Origin of the sequence: Kitasatospora sp. NPDC093102 (assembly GCF_040683915.1) — a bacterium.
In the GTDB taxonomy this organism is placed as follows: Bacteria; Actinomycetota; Actinomycetes; order Streptomycetales; family Streptomycetaceae; genus Kitasatospora.
The window spans coordinates 112,954-125,709 of sequence record NZ_JBFBFA010000006.1; the positions used below are offsets into that span (position 1 = coordinate 112,954).

The 12,756-nt window shown below is 72.5% G+C and carries 13 protein-coding genes; 7 read left to right on the plus strand and 6 right to left on the minus strand.

The genetic code is table 11. The features are described from left to right. Positions 1–13: 13 nt before the first annotated feature. The gene (locus tag AB0O11_RS11170; protein WP_363384177.1) at positions 14–643 is read right to left on the minus strand and encodes an XRE family transcriptional regulator; all 630 of its coding nucleotides are present in this window, start codon (positions 641–643) and stop codon (positions 14–16) included. Between the two features lie 155 nt (positions 644–798). On the opposite strand from AB0O11_RS11170, the gene AB0O11_RS11175 reads away from it, so the two are divergent. Both AB0O11_RS11175 and AB0O11_RS11180 read left to right on the plus strand, forming a co-directional pair. Further along, the gene (locus AB0O11_RS11175) at positions 799–1,536 is read left to right on the plus strand and encodes an AzlC family ABC transporter permease (protein ID WP_363384180.1); all 738 of its coding nucleotides are present in this window, start codon (positions 799–801) and stop codon (positions 1,534–1,536) included. After that, positions 1,533–1,844, plus strand: a complete 312-nt coding sequence (locus AB0O11_RS11180) for an AzlD domain-containing protein (RefSeq protein WP_363384183.1) — start codon at positions 1,533–1,535, stop codon at positions 1,842–1,844. Before AB0O11_RS11175 ends, AB0O11_RS11180 begins: the two co-directional genes overlap by 4 nt. 21 nt (positions 1,845–1,865) lie before the next feature. Here the strand turns inward: AB0O11_RS11180 and AB0O11_RS11185 are convergent, their stop codons facing one another. Both AB0O11_RS11185 and AB0O11_RS11190 read right to left on the minus strand, forming a co-directional pair. Continuing rightward, complete coding sequence (locus AB0O11_RS11185; RefSeq protein WP_363384185.1) at positions 1,866–2,177, minus strand: hypothetical protein; 312 nt, start codon at positions 2,175–2,177, stop codon at positions 1,866–1,868. 37 nt (positions 2,178–2,214) lie between these two features. Next, positions 2,215–2,754, minus strand: coding sequence for a GNAT family N-acetyltransferase (locus tag AB0O11_RS11190; RefSeq protein WP_363384188.1), 540 nt, complete (start codon positions 2,752–2,754; stop codon positions 2,215–2,217). A gap of 89 nt (positions 2,755–2,843) precedes the next feature. Here AB0O11_RS11190 and AB0O11_RS11195 point away from each other — a divergent pair, with 89 nt between their 5' ends. The 5 genes from AB0O11_RS11195 to AB0O11_RS11215 all read left to right on the plus strand — a co-directional run bounded on the left by AB0O11_RS11195 (position 2,844) and on the right by AB0O11_RS11215 (position 8,136). Continuing rightward, entirely contained in the window at positions 2,844–4,031 is a 1,188-nt protein-coding gene (locus AB0O11_RS11195) for an acyl-CoA dehydrogenase family protein (RefSeq protein WP_363384191.1), read from the plus strand. Between the two features lie 72 nt (positions 4,032–4,103). After that, positions 4,104–4,478 (plus strand): ADP-ribosylation/crystallin J1, encoded by a 375-nt coding sequence (locus AB0O11_RS11200; protein WP_363384193.1) that lies wholly within the window; start codon positions 4,104–4,106, stop codon positions 4,476–4,478. 333 nt (positions 4,479–4,811) lie between these two features. After that, positions 4,812–5,690, plus strand: coding sequence for an alkaline phosphatase family protein (locus AB0O11_RS11205; RefSeq protein WP_363384196.1), 879 nt, complete (start codon positions 4,812–4,814; stop codon positions 5,688–5,690). A 410-nt stretch (positions 5,691–6,100) separates the two neighbouring features. After that, positions 6,101–6,583 carry a hypothetical protein gene (locus AB0O11_RS11210; protein ID WP_363384199.1) on the plus strand — a complete coding sequence of 161 codons (483 nt, stop codon included), beginning with the start codon at positions 6,101–6,103 and terminating at the stop codon, positions 6,581–6,583. 266 nt (positions 6,584–6,849) lie between these two features. Next, positions 6,850–8,136, plus strand: coding sequence for a multidrug effflux MFS transporter (locus AB0O11_RS11215; protein WP_363384202.1), 1,287 nt, complete (start codon positions 6,850–6,852; stop codon positions 8,134–8,136). A gap of 179 nt (positions 8,137–8,315) precedes the next feature. On the opposite strand, the gene AB0O11_RS11220 is transcribed toward AB0O11_RS11215, so the two are convergent. The 3 genes from AB0O11_RS11220 to AB0O11_RS11230 all read right to left on the minus strand — a co-directional run bounded on the left by AB0O11_RS11220 (position 8,316) and on the right by AB0O11_RS11230 (position 12,732). Then, positions 8,316–10,373, minus strand: coding sequence for a glycosyl hydrolase family 18 protein (locus AB0O11_RS11220; protein WP_363384205.1), 2,058 nt, complete (start codon positions 10,371–10,373; stop codon positions 8,316–8,318). A 623-nt stretch (positions 10,374–10,996) separates the two neighbouring features. Further along, positions 10,997–11,560 carry a hypothetical protein gene (locus AB0O11_RS11225; protein ID WP_363384207.1) on the minus strand — a complete coding sequence of 188 codons (564 nt, stop codon included), beginning with the start codon at positions 11,558–11,560 and terminating at the stop codon, positions 10,997–10,999. Positions 11,561–11,778: 218 nt separating this feature from the next. Then, positions 11,779–12,732, minus strand: coding sequence for an ABC transporter substrate-binding protein (locus AB0O11_RS11230; RefSeq protein WP_363384210.1), 954 nt, complete (start codon positions 12,730–12,732; stop codon positions 11,779–11,781). Positions 12,733–12,756: the final 24 nt, after the last annotated feature.

Sequence of the window (12,756 nt, forward strand, 5' to 3'; positions counted from 1 at the left end):
GGCCGGCGATCCGTCAGATGTGTTCCATGACGATCACCGCGAGGGTGTCCGGAGCCAGGGCGCGGAACACGTGCGGAGCGTCGCCCGGGTAGCTCACGTAGTCGCCCGGTCCCAGCTCGACCGGCGCCTCCGTCGGCCCGACCAGTGCCCGCCCGGCTCCGATCAGCACGTGCTCGACGGTGCCGGGCATGTGGGGATCGGATGCCCTGGTCTCGCCCGGCTGCGCCTCGATCCGGTAGATGTCGCGCCGGGCGTTGGGCGGGCAGGAGGAGAGCACGGTGGCGGCGTAGTCGGCGCGCTCGGAGTGGGTCACCGGGCCCTCGCCGGCCCGGATCACCTTGACCGCCGGGCGCGGCGGGTCCACCAGCAGGCTGAACGGAACGTTCAGTGCGACTCCGAGTGCCCAGAGCGTCTCCACGCTGGGGTTGCCCGCGCCCGACTCCAGCTGGGACAGCGTGGACTTGGCGATGCCCGCGCGCCGGGCCAGCTCGGCCATCGACAGCCCGCTGCGCTCGCGCTCGCGCCGGATCGAGGTGGCGATCTGTCCGATCAGCTCGGCGCCGCTGACGCTGGCACTGCCGCCGTCGTTGTTGCTGCCGCCGGAGCCGCGGGGGCCCATGGCCGGGGACGTCTGGTCACTCATGCTCGCCACTCACGCTTCCTCCTGGCCCCTTCTGCGGCTCCCGGTCGGCTGATGCCGCCGTTCATGCTGCCACGGCCGGACGCCGGCCGTCGTTCGCCCGATCGGCCCGCCTGTTCGCCTTGACGAACGAGGTCGAGCCGTTCACTCTAGTGAACATGCGTTCGCTCATTCGAACACTGGAGCGTGCCACCCTCCGGGACGTCGCTCTGGTCTGCCTGGCCGACGCCCTCGTCGGCGCCTCCTTCGGCGCGATCAGCGTCTCCGGCGGTCTGCCCCTCTGGGTGCCGATCGCCCTCTCCGTCCTGGTGTTCGCCGGCGGCTCCCAGTTCGCGGCGGTCGGCGTGGTGCTCTCCGGCGGCGGTGCCCTCGCCGCGGTCGCCACCGGACTGGTGCTCAACGCCCGGCTGCTGCCCTTCGGCTTCACCGTGGCCGACGTGCTCGACGGCCCACGGTGGCGACGGCTGGTGGGGGCGCAGCTGCTCACCGACGAGACCGCCGCCTTCGCCCTGCAGCAGAGCGAGCCGCGCCGGCGCCGGGCCGTGTACTGGCTCTGCGGGATCGCCCTGTTCGTGGTCTGGAACATCTCGGTGCTGCTCGGCGCGCTCGCGGGCGGGCTGATCGGCGACACGGACGCGCTCGGTCTGGACGCGGCCTTCCCCGCGGTGCTGCTCGCGCTCGTCCTGCCCTCGCTCGCGGACCGCCGCACGCGTACGGCGGCGGTGGTGGGCGCCGTGGTCGCGGTCGCGGCGACGCCGTTCGTCCCGGCCGGGCTGCCGGTGCTGCTCGCCCTCGTCGGGCTGCTGTTCGCCGGACGGCCGACGGCAGGGGCGGCGGCGCGGGAGGCGGCGGACGAACAGAACGCGGCGAACGGGAAGAAGGAGGCGGTCCGATGATGCCGCTGTACGCGGTCCTGCTGCTGGCCGTCGGGACGTACGCCTTCCGGCTCGCCGGGCCGTTGCTCGGCGGCCGGCTCACCCTCTCGGAGCGGCTGCGGCACCTGCTGGCCGTCGCGGCGGCGGTGCTGCTGGTGGCGCTGATCGCGACCGGCGCGCTGACCCAGGGGCACGGCTTCGCGGGGTGGGCCCGTCCGGCGGGTGTGCTGGTCGCGGGGGTGCTCGCGCTGCGCCGGGCGCCGTTCCCGGCGGTGGTCGTCGCGGGCGCGGCGACCACGGCGCTGCTGCGGCTCTGCGGGGTGGCGTGAGCGGGGGAACCCCCGCCTGCGTCAGCCCTCGGCCAGCCGCTCGGCCTGGACCTCCGGCCGACCGCTGTCCCACAGCAGCTCCCACACCTTGAAGACGCAGTGGTAGTCCCTCATGCTGCCCCGCGAGATCAGAAGGTAGGTGTCCCCGTCGCGGAGCAGCGTCCGGCGCCGGCTGTTGAAGGGGTGCTGCGGGGTGTAGGAGGGGACGAGCCGCTTCAGCTCCTCGACGGCCTCCTCGCGGGTGCCCTCGACCTCGGCGAGCACCGTGCTGCCCCAGGTCCGGTCCTGGCCGATGCCCACCGTCTCCTCGGCGACCAGCGCCCAACGTGCCATGTCCTGCTCCCGTTCCTTCCCGGTCCTTCCCGTTCCGCTAGCGCGTCGGGGACTTGAAGAAGATGGTGGTCGGCCGGAGCATGCCCGCAGGGTCGGCCGCGTAGTCCGGCACCGAGCCGACCCGGCTCCAGCCCGCCGCCTCGTACAGCCGCTCGGCCGGGCTGCCCGACTCGGTGTCCAGCACCAGCAGCCGGATACCGAGCTCCACCGCCCGCTCCTCCAGTGCCGCCAGCAGCCGCCCGGCCAACCGGTGCCCGCGGTCCGCGGGGTGCACCATCAGCTTGGCCACCTCACCCCGGTGGCGGCCGTTCGCGGTGGTGGCCGGTCGCAGCTGCACCGTTCCGGCGAGCCGTCCGTCGTCCCCGGCGCGGGCGGTCCACAGCACCAGCCGGCCGGCCGCGACGTCCGGGCCGAGCGCCCGCCACCACGCTGCGGCCTCGTCCGGGTGCAGCGGGGCGAGGAACCCGACCGAGGCGCCGCCGTGCACGGTCTCCACCAGCAGGTCGGCGAGTTCCTCCGCCGAGCCGGCCAGCTCCTGAGCCGTCACCTCGCCGACCACGTAGGCACCGTCGGACATGTCGCCATCCTCACTCGTTCGCGCCCGCCCGCCGCCCGGCCGGGTGCGGAATACTCGCCGGTATTCCGCCGAGAGTACAAGGAGCTTCAATGACGAAGCCGACCCGGATCGACCCTTCCGACCTGCTCGCCGTCGGCGACCTGCTCTCCGACGAGGAGCGGCTGATCCGCGACACCGTCCGCCGGTTCACCGAGGAGCGGATCCGCCCGCACATCGGCGACTGGTTCGAGCGCGGGGTCTTCCCGGCCCGTGAACTCGCCCCCGAGCTCGGCGCCCTGGGCGTGCTCGGCATGCACCTCGACGGCTACGGCTGCGCGGGCGCCGACGCGGTGGCGTACGGGGCGGCCTGCATGGAGCTGGAGGCGGCCGACTCCGGACTGCGCAGCTTCGTCTCCGTCCAGGGCTCGCTCGCCATGCGCTCGATCCACGCCTTCGGCTCGGAGGAGCAGAAGCAGCGCTGGCTGCCCGGCATGGCCGCCGGCCAGCTGATCGGCTGCTTCGGCCTCACCGAGCCGGACTTCGGTTCCGACCCGGCCAACATGCGCACCCGGGCAGTGCGCAAGGGCGGCGAGGGCGGCGACTGGGTGCTGTCCGGCAGCAAGATGTGGATCACCAACGGCAGCATCGCCGACGTGGCCGTGGTCTGGGCGCAGACCGAGGAGGGCGTGCGCGGCTTCCTGGTCGAACGCGGCACCCGCGGCCTGACCGCCACCGACGTGCACGGCAAGCTCTCGCTGCGCGCCTCGGTCACCAGCGAGCTGGCCTTCGACGACGTGGTGCTGCCCGCCGACGCGGTGCTGCCCGGGGTGGTCGGGCTGCGCGGACCGCTCTCCTCCCTCAACGAGGCCCGCTACGGCATCCTCTGGGGCACCGTCGGCGCCGCCCGTGACTGCTACACCGCCGCCCTGGACTACGCCAAGAGCCGGATCCAGTTCGACCGCCCGATCGCGGGCTTCCAGCTGACCCAGCAGAAGCTGGTCGAGATGATGCTGGAGGTGGAGAAGGCCTACCTGGTCGCCCTGCGGATCGGTCGGCTCAAGGAGCAGGGCGCGGCCCGCCCGCCGCACGTCAGCTTCGGCAAGCTCAACAACGTCCGCACCGCGCTGGAGATCGCCCGCAGCGCCCGGACCGTCCTCGGGGCCAACGGCATCACCACCGAGTACCCGGTGCTGCGGCACGCCAACAACCTGGAGTCGGTGCTCACCTACGAGGGCACCAGCGAGATCCACACCCTGGTCCTCGGTGAGGCCATCACCGGCGAGTCCGCCTACCGCTGACGGGCCGGCCGCCCCGTTCGAGCAGGTAAAACCGGTGGCCGGGCCCGCCGCGGCCCGGCTACCGTCCCTCCCGTGAACGGTCCGACCACACAGACGCCCCCGACCACCACCCTCTGGCGCCCCACCGGCCCCGAGGAGCTGGCGCTGGTCGAGGCCGCCGACTGGCGTGCCTGGCCGCCCCGGCTGCCCGAGCAGCCGATCTTCTACCCCGTCCTCAACGAGGACTACGCGATCCGGATCGCCCGGGACTGGAACGTCCCCGCCTCGGGCGTCGGCTACGTCACCCGCTTCGAGGTCGACACCGCCTTCCTCGCCCGCTACCCCGTGCAGCAGGCGGGCGGCCGGACGATCCTCGAACTCTGGGTGCCGGCCGAAGAGTTGGCCGAGTTCAACCGGCACATCGTCGGCCGCATCGAGCTCGTCCACGAGTTCCGCCCGCAGCCCTGACCGAACCCGCAGCCCTGACCGAGCCCGCGGCCGTGATCGGCCCCTGACCGAGCCCGCGGCCGTGATCGGCCCCTGACCGAGCCCGCGGCCGTGATCGGCCCCGCCACAGACCGCGTCCGCGCGGCCGGCGGCGGGGCCGTGGGCAGTTCGTTGCGCGCGGCTGGCGGCGGACGACCTCCCGGCGGATTCCCGGCGTGCGCTTCCGACACCTTGCGGACACCTGCCGTTCGGTGGAGGGACGCCGGCCGGTACGGCGGCCGGTGAAACATGGCGCGGTCGGCGGCGCCCTCGGTGGGTGCGGCCGGGTGCGCACGACCGAAAGGAACCCCCGCCATGTCCGCTGCCCAGTGGCCCCGCCCCCGCGTGCTCGTCGTCGGGATCGACGGCGTCCGCCACGACTACCTGGCACAGGTGCCGATGCCGCGACTGGAGGAGGTCGCCGAGGCCGGGTTCCTGGTGCCGGTCACCGTCGCGGACACCACGCCCACCATGTCCGGGCCGTGCTGGGCCACCATCGTGACCGGGGTCGAGCCCGCCAAGCACGGAGTCTGGGGCAACCACCTGGGCGGCAACCGGCTCGACGTGTTCCCCGACTTCGCCACCCGACTCAACCGGGCCGACCGTCGCCGTACCTTCGTGGCCGCCGGCTGGGACCCGCTGATGATCAACGAGGCCGGCGGCCCGCTGTTCCGCGCGCCCGGCCGGCTCTCCTACGTCGCCCCCGCCGAGGACACCCCCGAGGCCTGGGAGGCGGTGGACGAGGAGGTCGCCCGGGAAGCCGTCCACGTCCTCGGCACCGCCGACCCCGAGGCCTCCTTCGTCTACCTCGGCGCCGTCGACGAGACCGCCCACTTCCTGGGCTGCGGCGACGAGTACCGCGCGTCCATGCGCACCGCCGACGAGCGCCTCGGCCGCCTCCTGGACGCCGTCCGCGGCCGGGAGACCTACGCCGAGGAACAGTGGACGGTCATCGTCGTCACCGACCACGGGCACGTGGACGCCGGCGGCCACGGCGGCCGTACGGTCGAGGAGCGGACGGCCTGGGTCGCCTGCGCCGGGCACGACATCCCGGCCGGCCCGCCCACCGGCGAGATCCGCCACCCGGACGTCGCCGCCCAGGTGTACGCCTCGCTGCTGCGCCCGATCGACCCGCACTGGACCCTCGACGGTCGCCCGTTCCCGGTCACCAGGCCGGTACCGGCGGCGGTCTGAGGCACGGTGGTCGAGGCGCTGGGGGCCGCCGTTGCTCCGGGCGCAGCAGGCCGAGCTGCGGCGGTTCCGGGCTCGGGCGAGGCTCGATCGGGGCTCGGGCCGTGCCCGACCCGGGCGTGCCGACCCGAGCGTCGGAGCGGCACGTAGCCGGGTCCTGCGGGGCCCGGAACCCTCGGGCCTCAGGGTCCCTGTCGAATGGCATACGCCTGAAGGTGGAGAAGGTACCCCGTGGGTTGGAGACAAGGTCGCGACCTGGTGGTGACGATCCGACGGGTTCGGACGGGCCACGATGGTTGCACCGGCCGACGGAGCACGCCGACCGCGCCGGTGGTGCGGACCTGAGCGGCCACCGGCAGCTCAGACGAGCGGCAGCGGCCGCACCGGTCACGACACGGAGAGGGCAGTCGGGCATGAAAGGCATCGTGAGCAAGGTCGCGCTGGGAGTCGCGGGCACCGGCATGGCCGTCGCCGTGGCGGCCGTGGCAATCGGCCCGCGGGTGTCCGACTGGTACGACGAGCACCATCAGCAGCAGGGCTCGTACGAGACCGGCACCCAGGCCAAGGCCGACCGCCGGTCGATGCCGGCCTGGCTGCCCGACAACGCCTCCGGGGTGAAGTACCTGATGTCCACCAGGGGCGACGACCGTCTGCTGAGCGCTACCCTCCCGGAGGGCCGGCTGCCCGCCGGCTGCACCGTCGGGCTGCCGGGCAAGAGCGCGCACCCCGTGCCGGAGTCGCTCAAGGCCGGCTGGTTCCCCGAGAACGTCGCGACCAAGGCCAGCGGCACCTGCGGGCACTACAACGTGGCGCTGACCGGCAACCAGCTCTACGCGTGGCAGGACGGCGCTGCCGTGCAGGCGGCGCTGCGTGCCGAGCACGTCGCCAAGCACTGAGTGCGGCGGGCGCCTCGGGCGCGTCGACCGGGTAGCAGCCCTCTCGACCCCTCATCGTCACTCCTGACCAGGGAACGGAACGGCCCGCCGGGCACCGGAAGGTGCGGGCGGGCCGTCGTCGTGTGCGGGCCGGGAACGGGCGGTGGACGATCGGCCGGACGCACTCCCGCGGCCGAGCAGCGCGTACCCTCGCTGTCGGAACCGCACCGGGCTGCGATAGGACGGAGCGCGAACGAGCCCCGCGTCACCCGTCCGTAAGGAGCGCCATGCCCGGCCCGACCGTCGGCCCCACTGACGACACGTCGACCGCTGCCGCCAGCCCACCTGCCCCCGCACCCGCCACCGGCCAGGCCCGTCCGGGCTGGACCGTGATCGCCGCCCTCGGCGGTCTCACCGCGCTCGGCCCGCTCACCACCGACCTCTACCTCCCGGGCCTGCCCGCGATCGCCGACGACCTGGTCGCCCAGCCGGCCGCCGTCCAGCTCACGCTGACCTTCTCGATGTTCGGGGTCGCGGCCGGGCAGCTGCTCTTCGGGCCGCTCAGCGACCGCTACGGGCGCCGCCCGCCGCTGCTCGTCGGGCTCGTCCTCTACACCCTGTCCAGCGTGGTGTGCGTGTTCGCGCCGAACCTGTCGGTGCTGATCGCCGCCCGGTTCGTCCAGGGCGCGGCCGGCTCCGCCGGGCTGGTGATCGGGCGCGCCGTCTCCCGGGACCGCTTCCAGGGCGTCGCACTGCTGCGCTTCCTCGCCTCGATCGCCCTGATATCCGGGCTGGCGCCGATCCTCGCCCCGATCATCGGCGCGGAGCTGATGCGGTTCACCTCGTGGCGTGGCACCTTCGGCGTGCTCACGGCGCTCGGGCTGCTGCTGACCCTGGTGTCCTTCGGCGTGCTGCGCGAGACGCTGCCCCCGGAGACCCGGGACGGCGGCGGGGTGGGCGCGGCCCTGCGGACGATGGGGCGGCTGTTGCGCAACCTGCCGTTCCTCGGGCTGGCGCTGACCAGCTCGCTCGCCTTCGGGGCGCTGTTCGGGTACATCAGCGGTTCGTCGACGGTGCTCCAGCACGTGTACCGGGTCTCGCCGCAGACCTACAGCCTGCTGTTCGGGCTGAACTCGCTCGCGATCGTGGTGATGACCCAGGTGAACGGGCGGGTGCTGGCACCGCGCTTCACGCAGCGGGCGCTGATGCTGGGCAGCCTTGCGGCGACGGTCGCCTCCGGGGTGGCGCTGGTGCTGCTGACGACGGTGTGGGACTTCGGGCTGGCCGGGTTCTGCCTGCCGCTGTTCGTGATGATGGGCAGCCTGGGGGTGCTCCTGCCGAACACCGCTGCCCAGGCGCTCGGCCTGGTCGAGCCGCAGGTGGCCGGTACGGCGTCGGCGCTGCTGGGGACGGGCAACTTCCTGTGCGGAGCGGTGGTCGCACCGCTGAGCAGCCTCGGCGGTCGGCCGTCGGCGATGCTGATGGCGCTGGTGGTCCTGGTCTGCGGGGTGCTGGCGACGGTGGTGTACCTGGCGCTGTGCCGACCGGAGCGGATGCGGAAGGCGGGCGGCTGACGGGTGGGCGGTCGGCAGGTGGCGGGCCGCAGGTGGGGGCCGGTCAACTGACAGGTGACAGGTGACGGTGGGCAGATAACAGCGAACAGAAGACAGCGAACGGAAAACGGATGACAGCTGACAGATGTTGAAATCTGTCAGCTGTCATCCGTCATGCGTCATGCGTCACCCGAAGCGGCTCAGGCGATGGAGAAGTCGTCCCCGTACACGTTGCCCTGGCCGTACCAGCCGTGCAGGTACACGGTGACGGTGCCGTTGGCGCCGGTGGTGAAGGGGACGGACAGCTTGGTCCAGCCGGAAGAACTGGTCCAGGCACTGGCGGTGGCACCACCGCTGACGCCGACGTAGGCGTAGTTGCCCTGCACCCAACCGCTCAGGGTGTAGCTGGTGCTGGGCTTCAGCGTGACGGTCTGCGAGCACTCGCCGGTCTGGCTCGCGGTGGCGGCGGCCTGCAGTGCCTTGGCGCCGGAGTGGACCGGGGTGGAAACCACGGCGCCGCCGCTCTGGCAGGTCCACGGGGCCAGGCTTCCGCTCTCCAGGTCACCGTTGACCAGTCCGGTCGTCGGGCCGCTCCCGGTGACGGTCAGGGTGTAGGTCGCGGTGTGGCTGCCCGAGGCCCCGGTGGCGGTGACGCCCAGAAGGTAGGTGCCCGGAGTCGCGGCCGCGGTGGTGGAGATGTTGAGCGTGGCGCTGTTGCCGGTGGTGACACTGCCGGGGGTGACGGTGGCGTTGATGCCGACGATCGGGACGCTGACGATCGTGAAGTTGACGTTCTGCGCCGAGCCCGAGGTGACCGCCGTCGCGATGTTGGCGGAGGTGGACGAACCGACCGCGACCGTGCCGGAGTTCGGGTTCACGGCGACCGAGAAGTCGTTGCCGGGCTGGGTGCCGGTGACGTTCAGGGTGAAGGTGCTGGTGTGGCTGCCGGAGGCCGCCGCGCCGGTGACCGTGAGCGGGTAGCTCCCGGGCGTGACCGAGGAGGTGGTGGAGATGTTGAGCGTGGCGCTGTTGCCGGCGGTGACGCTGCCGGGGGTGACGGTGGCGGTGACGCCGGCCGGGGCGCCGCTGACCGTGAGGTTGACGCTCTGTGCCGAGCCCGCCGTCACGGCTGTCGCGACGGTCGCCGAGGCGGACGAACCGGCGGTGACCGTGGCGGAGTTCGGGCTGACCGACACCGAGAAGTCGTTGTTCACCGTCGAGCCGCTGGTGAACGGCGCGAAGACGTGGGTGAAGTCCCAGGTGTTCTGGGCGATCCCGGAGCAGTTGTCGTTCCCGGCCGTGCCCGGGCAGCCGCCGTTGTCACGCTGGAGCGCCCAGAAGGACAGCGTGTTGATGCCCTTGGAGACCGCCCAGTTGTACACGGTGTTGGCGTTGGCCAGGGTGAAGGTCTCGGCCGGGCCGAAGTCGTCGACACCGATCATCTCGGTGATCCCGATCGAACCCCACAGCTGGGCGGGGGTCTTGGACGGGTACAGCTTGGCGAGCTGGTTGTAGAGGCCCTGCGCGGAGGTCTGGGTGTCGGCCGCCATGTCGTGGGTGGCGTTGTCGTAGTAGTCGAAGGTCATCATGTTGACGACGTCGATCCGCGCGTTGTTGCTGACCGCGTTCCGCAGCACCGCGAGGCCGCTGTCGGCCAGCCCGGAGGTGGTGGTCGGCAGCGTGTAGGAGAACTGGACGTTCCGTCCCTTGGCGGCGGCCCAGTCCTGCACGAGCTTGATCGCCTTGTTGCGGCGGTCGATCCCGCCGCTGTTGGTCAGCGAGTTGTCCTCGATGTCGAGGTCGATCCGGCTGATGTCGTAGGTGGTGATCACGTTCTCGAACGCGGCCGCGATCTGGTTCACATCGGTGCAGCTGTCGGCCAGCTCGGTGCCGGTGTTGTCGGCGGTGTAGCCGCCGAACGACGGGATCACGTCCCCGCCGTTGGCGCGGATGGTCGCGATGTCGGCGCCGAAGGTCGAGGAGGACACCGGCATGGAGGAGTCGCCGTTCCAGTACGGCGTGCAGGAGCCCTTGGTGGCGGCCTGGAGGAACGCCATGGTCAGGTGCTTGGCACCGGACTGTGCGGCCAGTTGGGCCGGGCTCTGGCCGGTCCAGGCCTCGAAGTAGGGGGCGAAGACCCGGCTGGGAAGCGGGGTGGCGGCCTGGGCGGAGCTCGTCCCGGCGGCGACCAGGCCGACCGAGGCGGCCAGCGTGGCGCAGGCCGTCAACACGGCCTGGACTGTTCGGCGGAGGCGCATGGATTCTCCAACAGACTTGGTGGGGCAGGACGTTGGGGAGGTTCGGTCGGTCCGGGCAGGGCGGCCGTGTGGGGTCGGCCGCGGTCCCGGGACCGGGTCGGATGTCGGGAGTGCGGGCGTGCGGGCGTGCGAAGGCCCACTGACTCGCGTGGACGCGGGCGGCGTGCGAATGCGCGCGCCGTACGGAGCGGGGGTGGAGCGGAGCATGGCAGGGCAGTGCCTCAGCCGCCGGTGGTCACACCCCCACAGTGCATCCCGGTCGGATCGACATGCTTATGTTTGGACTAGACCACTGGTCTGTCAAGAGACCTAACAGTTCGTCAGCACACGGCCCGCACGGGCGAAGGTGGCGGACGGGCGGCGCGCACGGGTGGGGTGTCGGCGGGACTCGCCGGAGGGGGCGTCAGTGGCGTCGGCGGCCGGTGTCGGTGCCGGTGTCGGCGACGGAGTCGGCGATGGCGAAAGGTGTCGGAAACGAGAAGACCGTGGCCGCACACCCGGTGAGGGGCGCGGCCACGGCGGCCCGGCGCTCAGGACACCGGGCGGTTCATGATGGCGCGGATCTGCGGATCTGCGGATCTGCGGACCGACGGGCCCGCGGACCTGCGGGTCTGCGGACCGGATCAGCGGGGCGGCGGGCAGAGCGTGGCGAGCAGCGCCTCGTTGATCTTCGCTGCGGTGTCCGGCCCGAAGCCCTGCGGGTGGTCGGTGGAGGTGAAGCGCTGGTTGGCCAGCTCGACCAGCTTCTGCTGGTCCTTGGGGAACTGGTACATCGACTGGCACTGGTTGCGCGCCCGGTCCACGGCCTGGTCGGGCTTGCCGCCGACGATCGCCGGGTCGATCGCGTCCAGCGCGGAGACCAGCTTGGCCGTCAGGTCGGCGCCCGGCTTGGCGGGCAGTCCGGCGTCGGCGGGCGGGGCTGGCTTGGCCGGCGCGGGGGCTCCCGAGGCGCCGGCGTCGGGGGCGGGAGCGCCGGTGGCGCCGTCGGCCGTGGGGGCGGCCGGGTCGGGCGCGGGGGCCGCGGGCGTGGTGACGGCGCCGGAGGGCGAGGCGGTCGAGGCGGCGGGGGCGGTGGGGGAGCCGGCCGCGGAGGTGGCTTTGCCCGACCCTGATCCGGAGCTGGAGCAGGCAGCGAGGCTCACCGCGGCGAGTGCCGTGAGGGTGGCGGCGAGGAGACGAGTGCGCATGGCACCCAGACTGTCATGTTCGCGGCGCAGAAGGGAAGGTCCCTCCGGCAGCCGGAAGACGATCTCCGGAACGGCGGGCGGCGGCCCGGAGGAAGCTCCTCGGGCCGCCGCGTTCACGGTCCTCGGACGTCCGGGCCGGGGCGCCGTCGGGCCGGTCGGCCGGCGGTAAGCCGCGACTGCCTGCCCTCCCGCCGGCCGTCAGCCGAGACCGTTGGGCATCAGCCGAGACCGTTGGACGCCAGCCAGTCCTTGGCGACCGTCGACGGGTCCTCCTTGTCCACCGACACGCGCTTCATCAGTGTCACCAGCCCGGCCGTGTCGAGCTTGGCCGACACCGCGTTGAGCGCCGCCGTCGCGGTCGCGTCCACGCCCGACTTGTTGACGAGCGGGGTGATGTTCTGCGCGCCGAAGAGGTTCTTCGGGTCGGCCAGCGGGACGAGCTTGTACTGGGCGATCTTCGGGTCGGTGGTGAACACGTTGCCGACCTGGATGCTGCCGTCCTTGAGCGCGTTCGCGGTGGTGTCGGCGGTGGGCTTCCACTCCTTGAAGGTCAGTCCGTAGACGTCCTTGAGCTGCTGCTCGCGACGGTTCTTGAACTCCGGCGGCCCCCCGATGGTGAACTCGCCGGCCTTCGCCGCGAGGTCGGAGATGCTCTTGAGGCCGTACTTGTCGGCCGTCTCCTGGGTGACGCTGAGCGAGTCCTTGTCCTCGGCCGGGGAGGAGTCGAGGATGCCCAGCGAGGCGGGCAGCGTCTTGGTGAGCGCCGCGTTCACGTCCTGCGTGGTGACGGCGGTGGACTTGGCGTCCAGGTAGGCGAGCAGCGAGCCGTTGTACTCGGGCAGGACGGTCAGGTTGCCGCTCTGCAACTGCCCGTAGAGCACCTCGCGGCTGCCGATGTTGAACTTCTCCTGGACCTTGACGCCCTTGGCCCTGAGCGCCTGCGAGTAGATCGATCCGAGCAGGACGTTCTCGGGGAAGTTGGCCGAGCCGACCACCACGGTCGAGCCGGAAGCGCCCGATCCGCCGGTTCCCCCTGAGCCGCCCGCGGCCGAGGCGCTCGAACCCCCGCCGAGCGGGTCGCCGCCGGAGGAGCCGCAGGCGGTCGCGCCGAGGGCGAGCGCGGCGAGGGTGCCGAGGACGGCGGCACGGCGGCCACGGTTGATTGTCGACATGGTGACAGATGTCCTTCCGGAGTG

Bases quoted from the DNA above. Each gene is read 5' to 3' on its own strand.
- AB0O11_RS11170 (WP_363384177.1), bottom strand. From the start codon at position 643: ATGAGTGACCAGACGTCCCCGGCCATGGGCCCCCGCGGCTCCGGCGGC.
- AB0O11_RS11175 (WP_363384180.1), top strand. From the start codon at position 799: ATGCGTTCGCTCATTCGAACACTGGAGCGTGCCACCCTCCGGGACGTC.
- AB0O11_RS11180 (WP_363384183.1), top strand. From the start codon at position 1,533: ATGATGCCGCTGTACGCGGTCCTGCTGCTGGCCGTCGGGACGTACGCC.
- AB0O11_RS11185 (WP_363384185.1), bottom strand. From the start codon at position 2,177: ATGGCACGTTGGGCGCTGGTCGCCGAGGAGACGGTGGGCATCGGCCAG.
- AB0O11_RS11190 (WP_363384188.1), bottom strand. From the start codon at position 2,754: ATGTCCGACGGTGCCTACGTGGTCGGCGAGGTGACGGCTCAGGAGCTG.
- AB0O11_RS11195 (WP_363384191.1), top strand. From the start codon at position 2,844: ATGACGAAGCCGACCCGGATCGACCCTTCCGACCTGCTCGCCGTCGGC.
- AB0O11_RS11205 (WP_363384196.1), top strand. From the start codon at position 4,812: ATGTCCGCTGCCCAGTGGCCCCGCCCCCGCGTGCTCGTCGTCGGGATC.
- AB0O11_RS11210 (WP_363384199.1), top strand. From the start codon at position 6,101: ATGAAAGGCATCGTGAGCAAGGTCGCGCTGGGAGTCGCGGGCACCGGC.
- AB0O11_RS11215 (WP_363384202.1), top strand. From the start codon at position 6,850: ATGCCCGGCCCGACCGTCGGCCCCACTGACGACACGTCGACCGCTGCC.
- AB0O11_RS11220 (WP_363384205.1), bottom strand. From the start codon at position 10,373: ATGCGCCTCCGCCGAACAGTCCAGGCCGTGTTGACGGCCTGCGCCACG.
- AB0O11_RS11225 (WP_363384207.1), bottom strand. From the start codon at position 11,560: ATGCGCACTCGTCTCCTCGCCGCCACCCTCACGGCACTCGCCGCGGTG.
- AB0O11_RS11230 (WP_363384210.1), bottom strand. From the start codon at position 12,732: ATGTCGACAATCAACCGTGGCCGCCGTGCCGCCGTCCTCGGCACCCTC.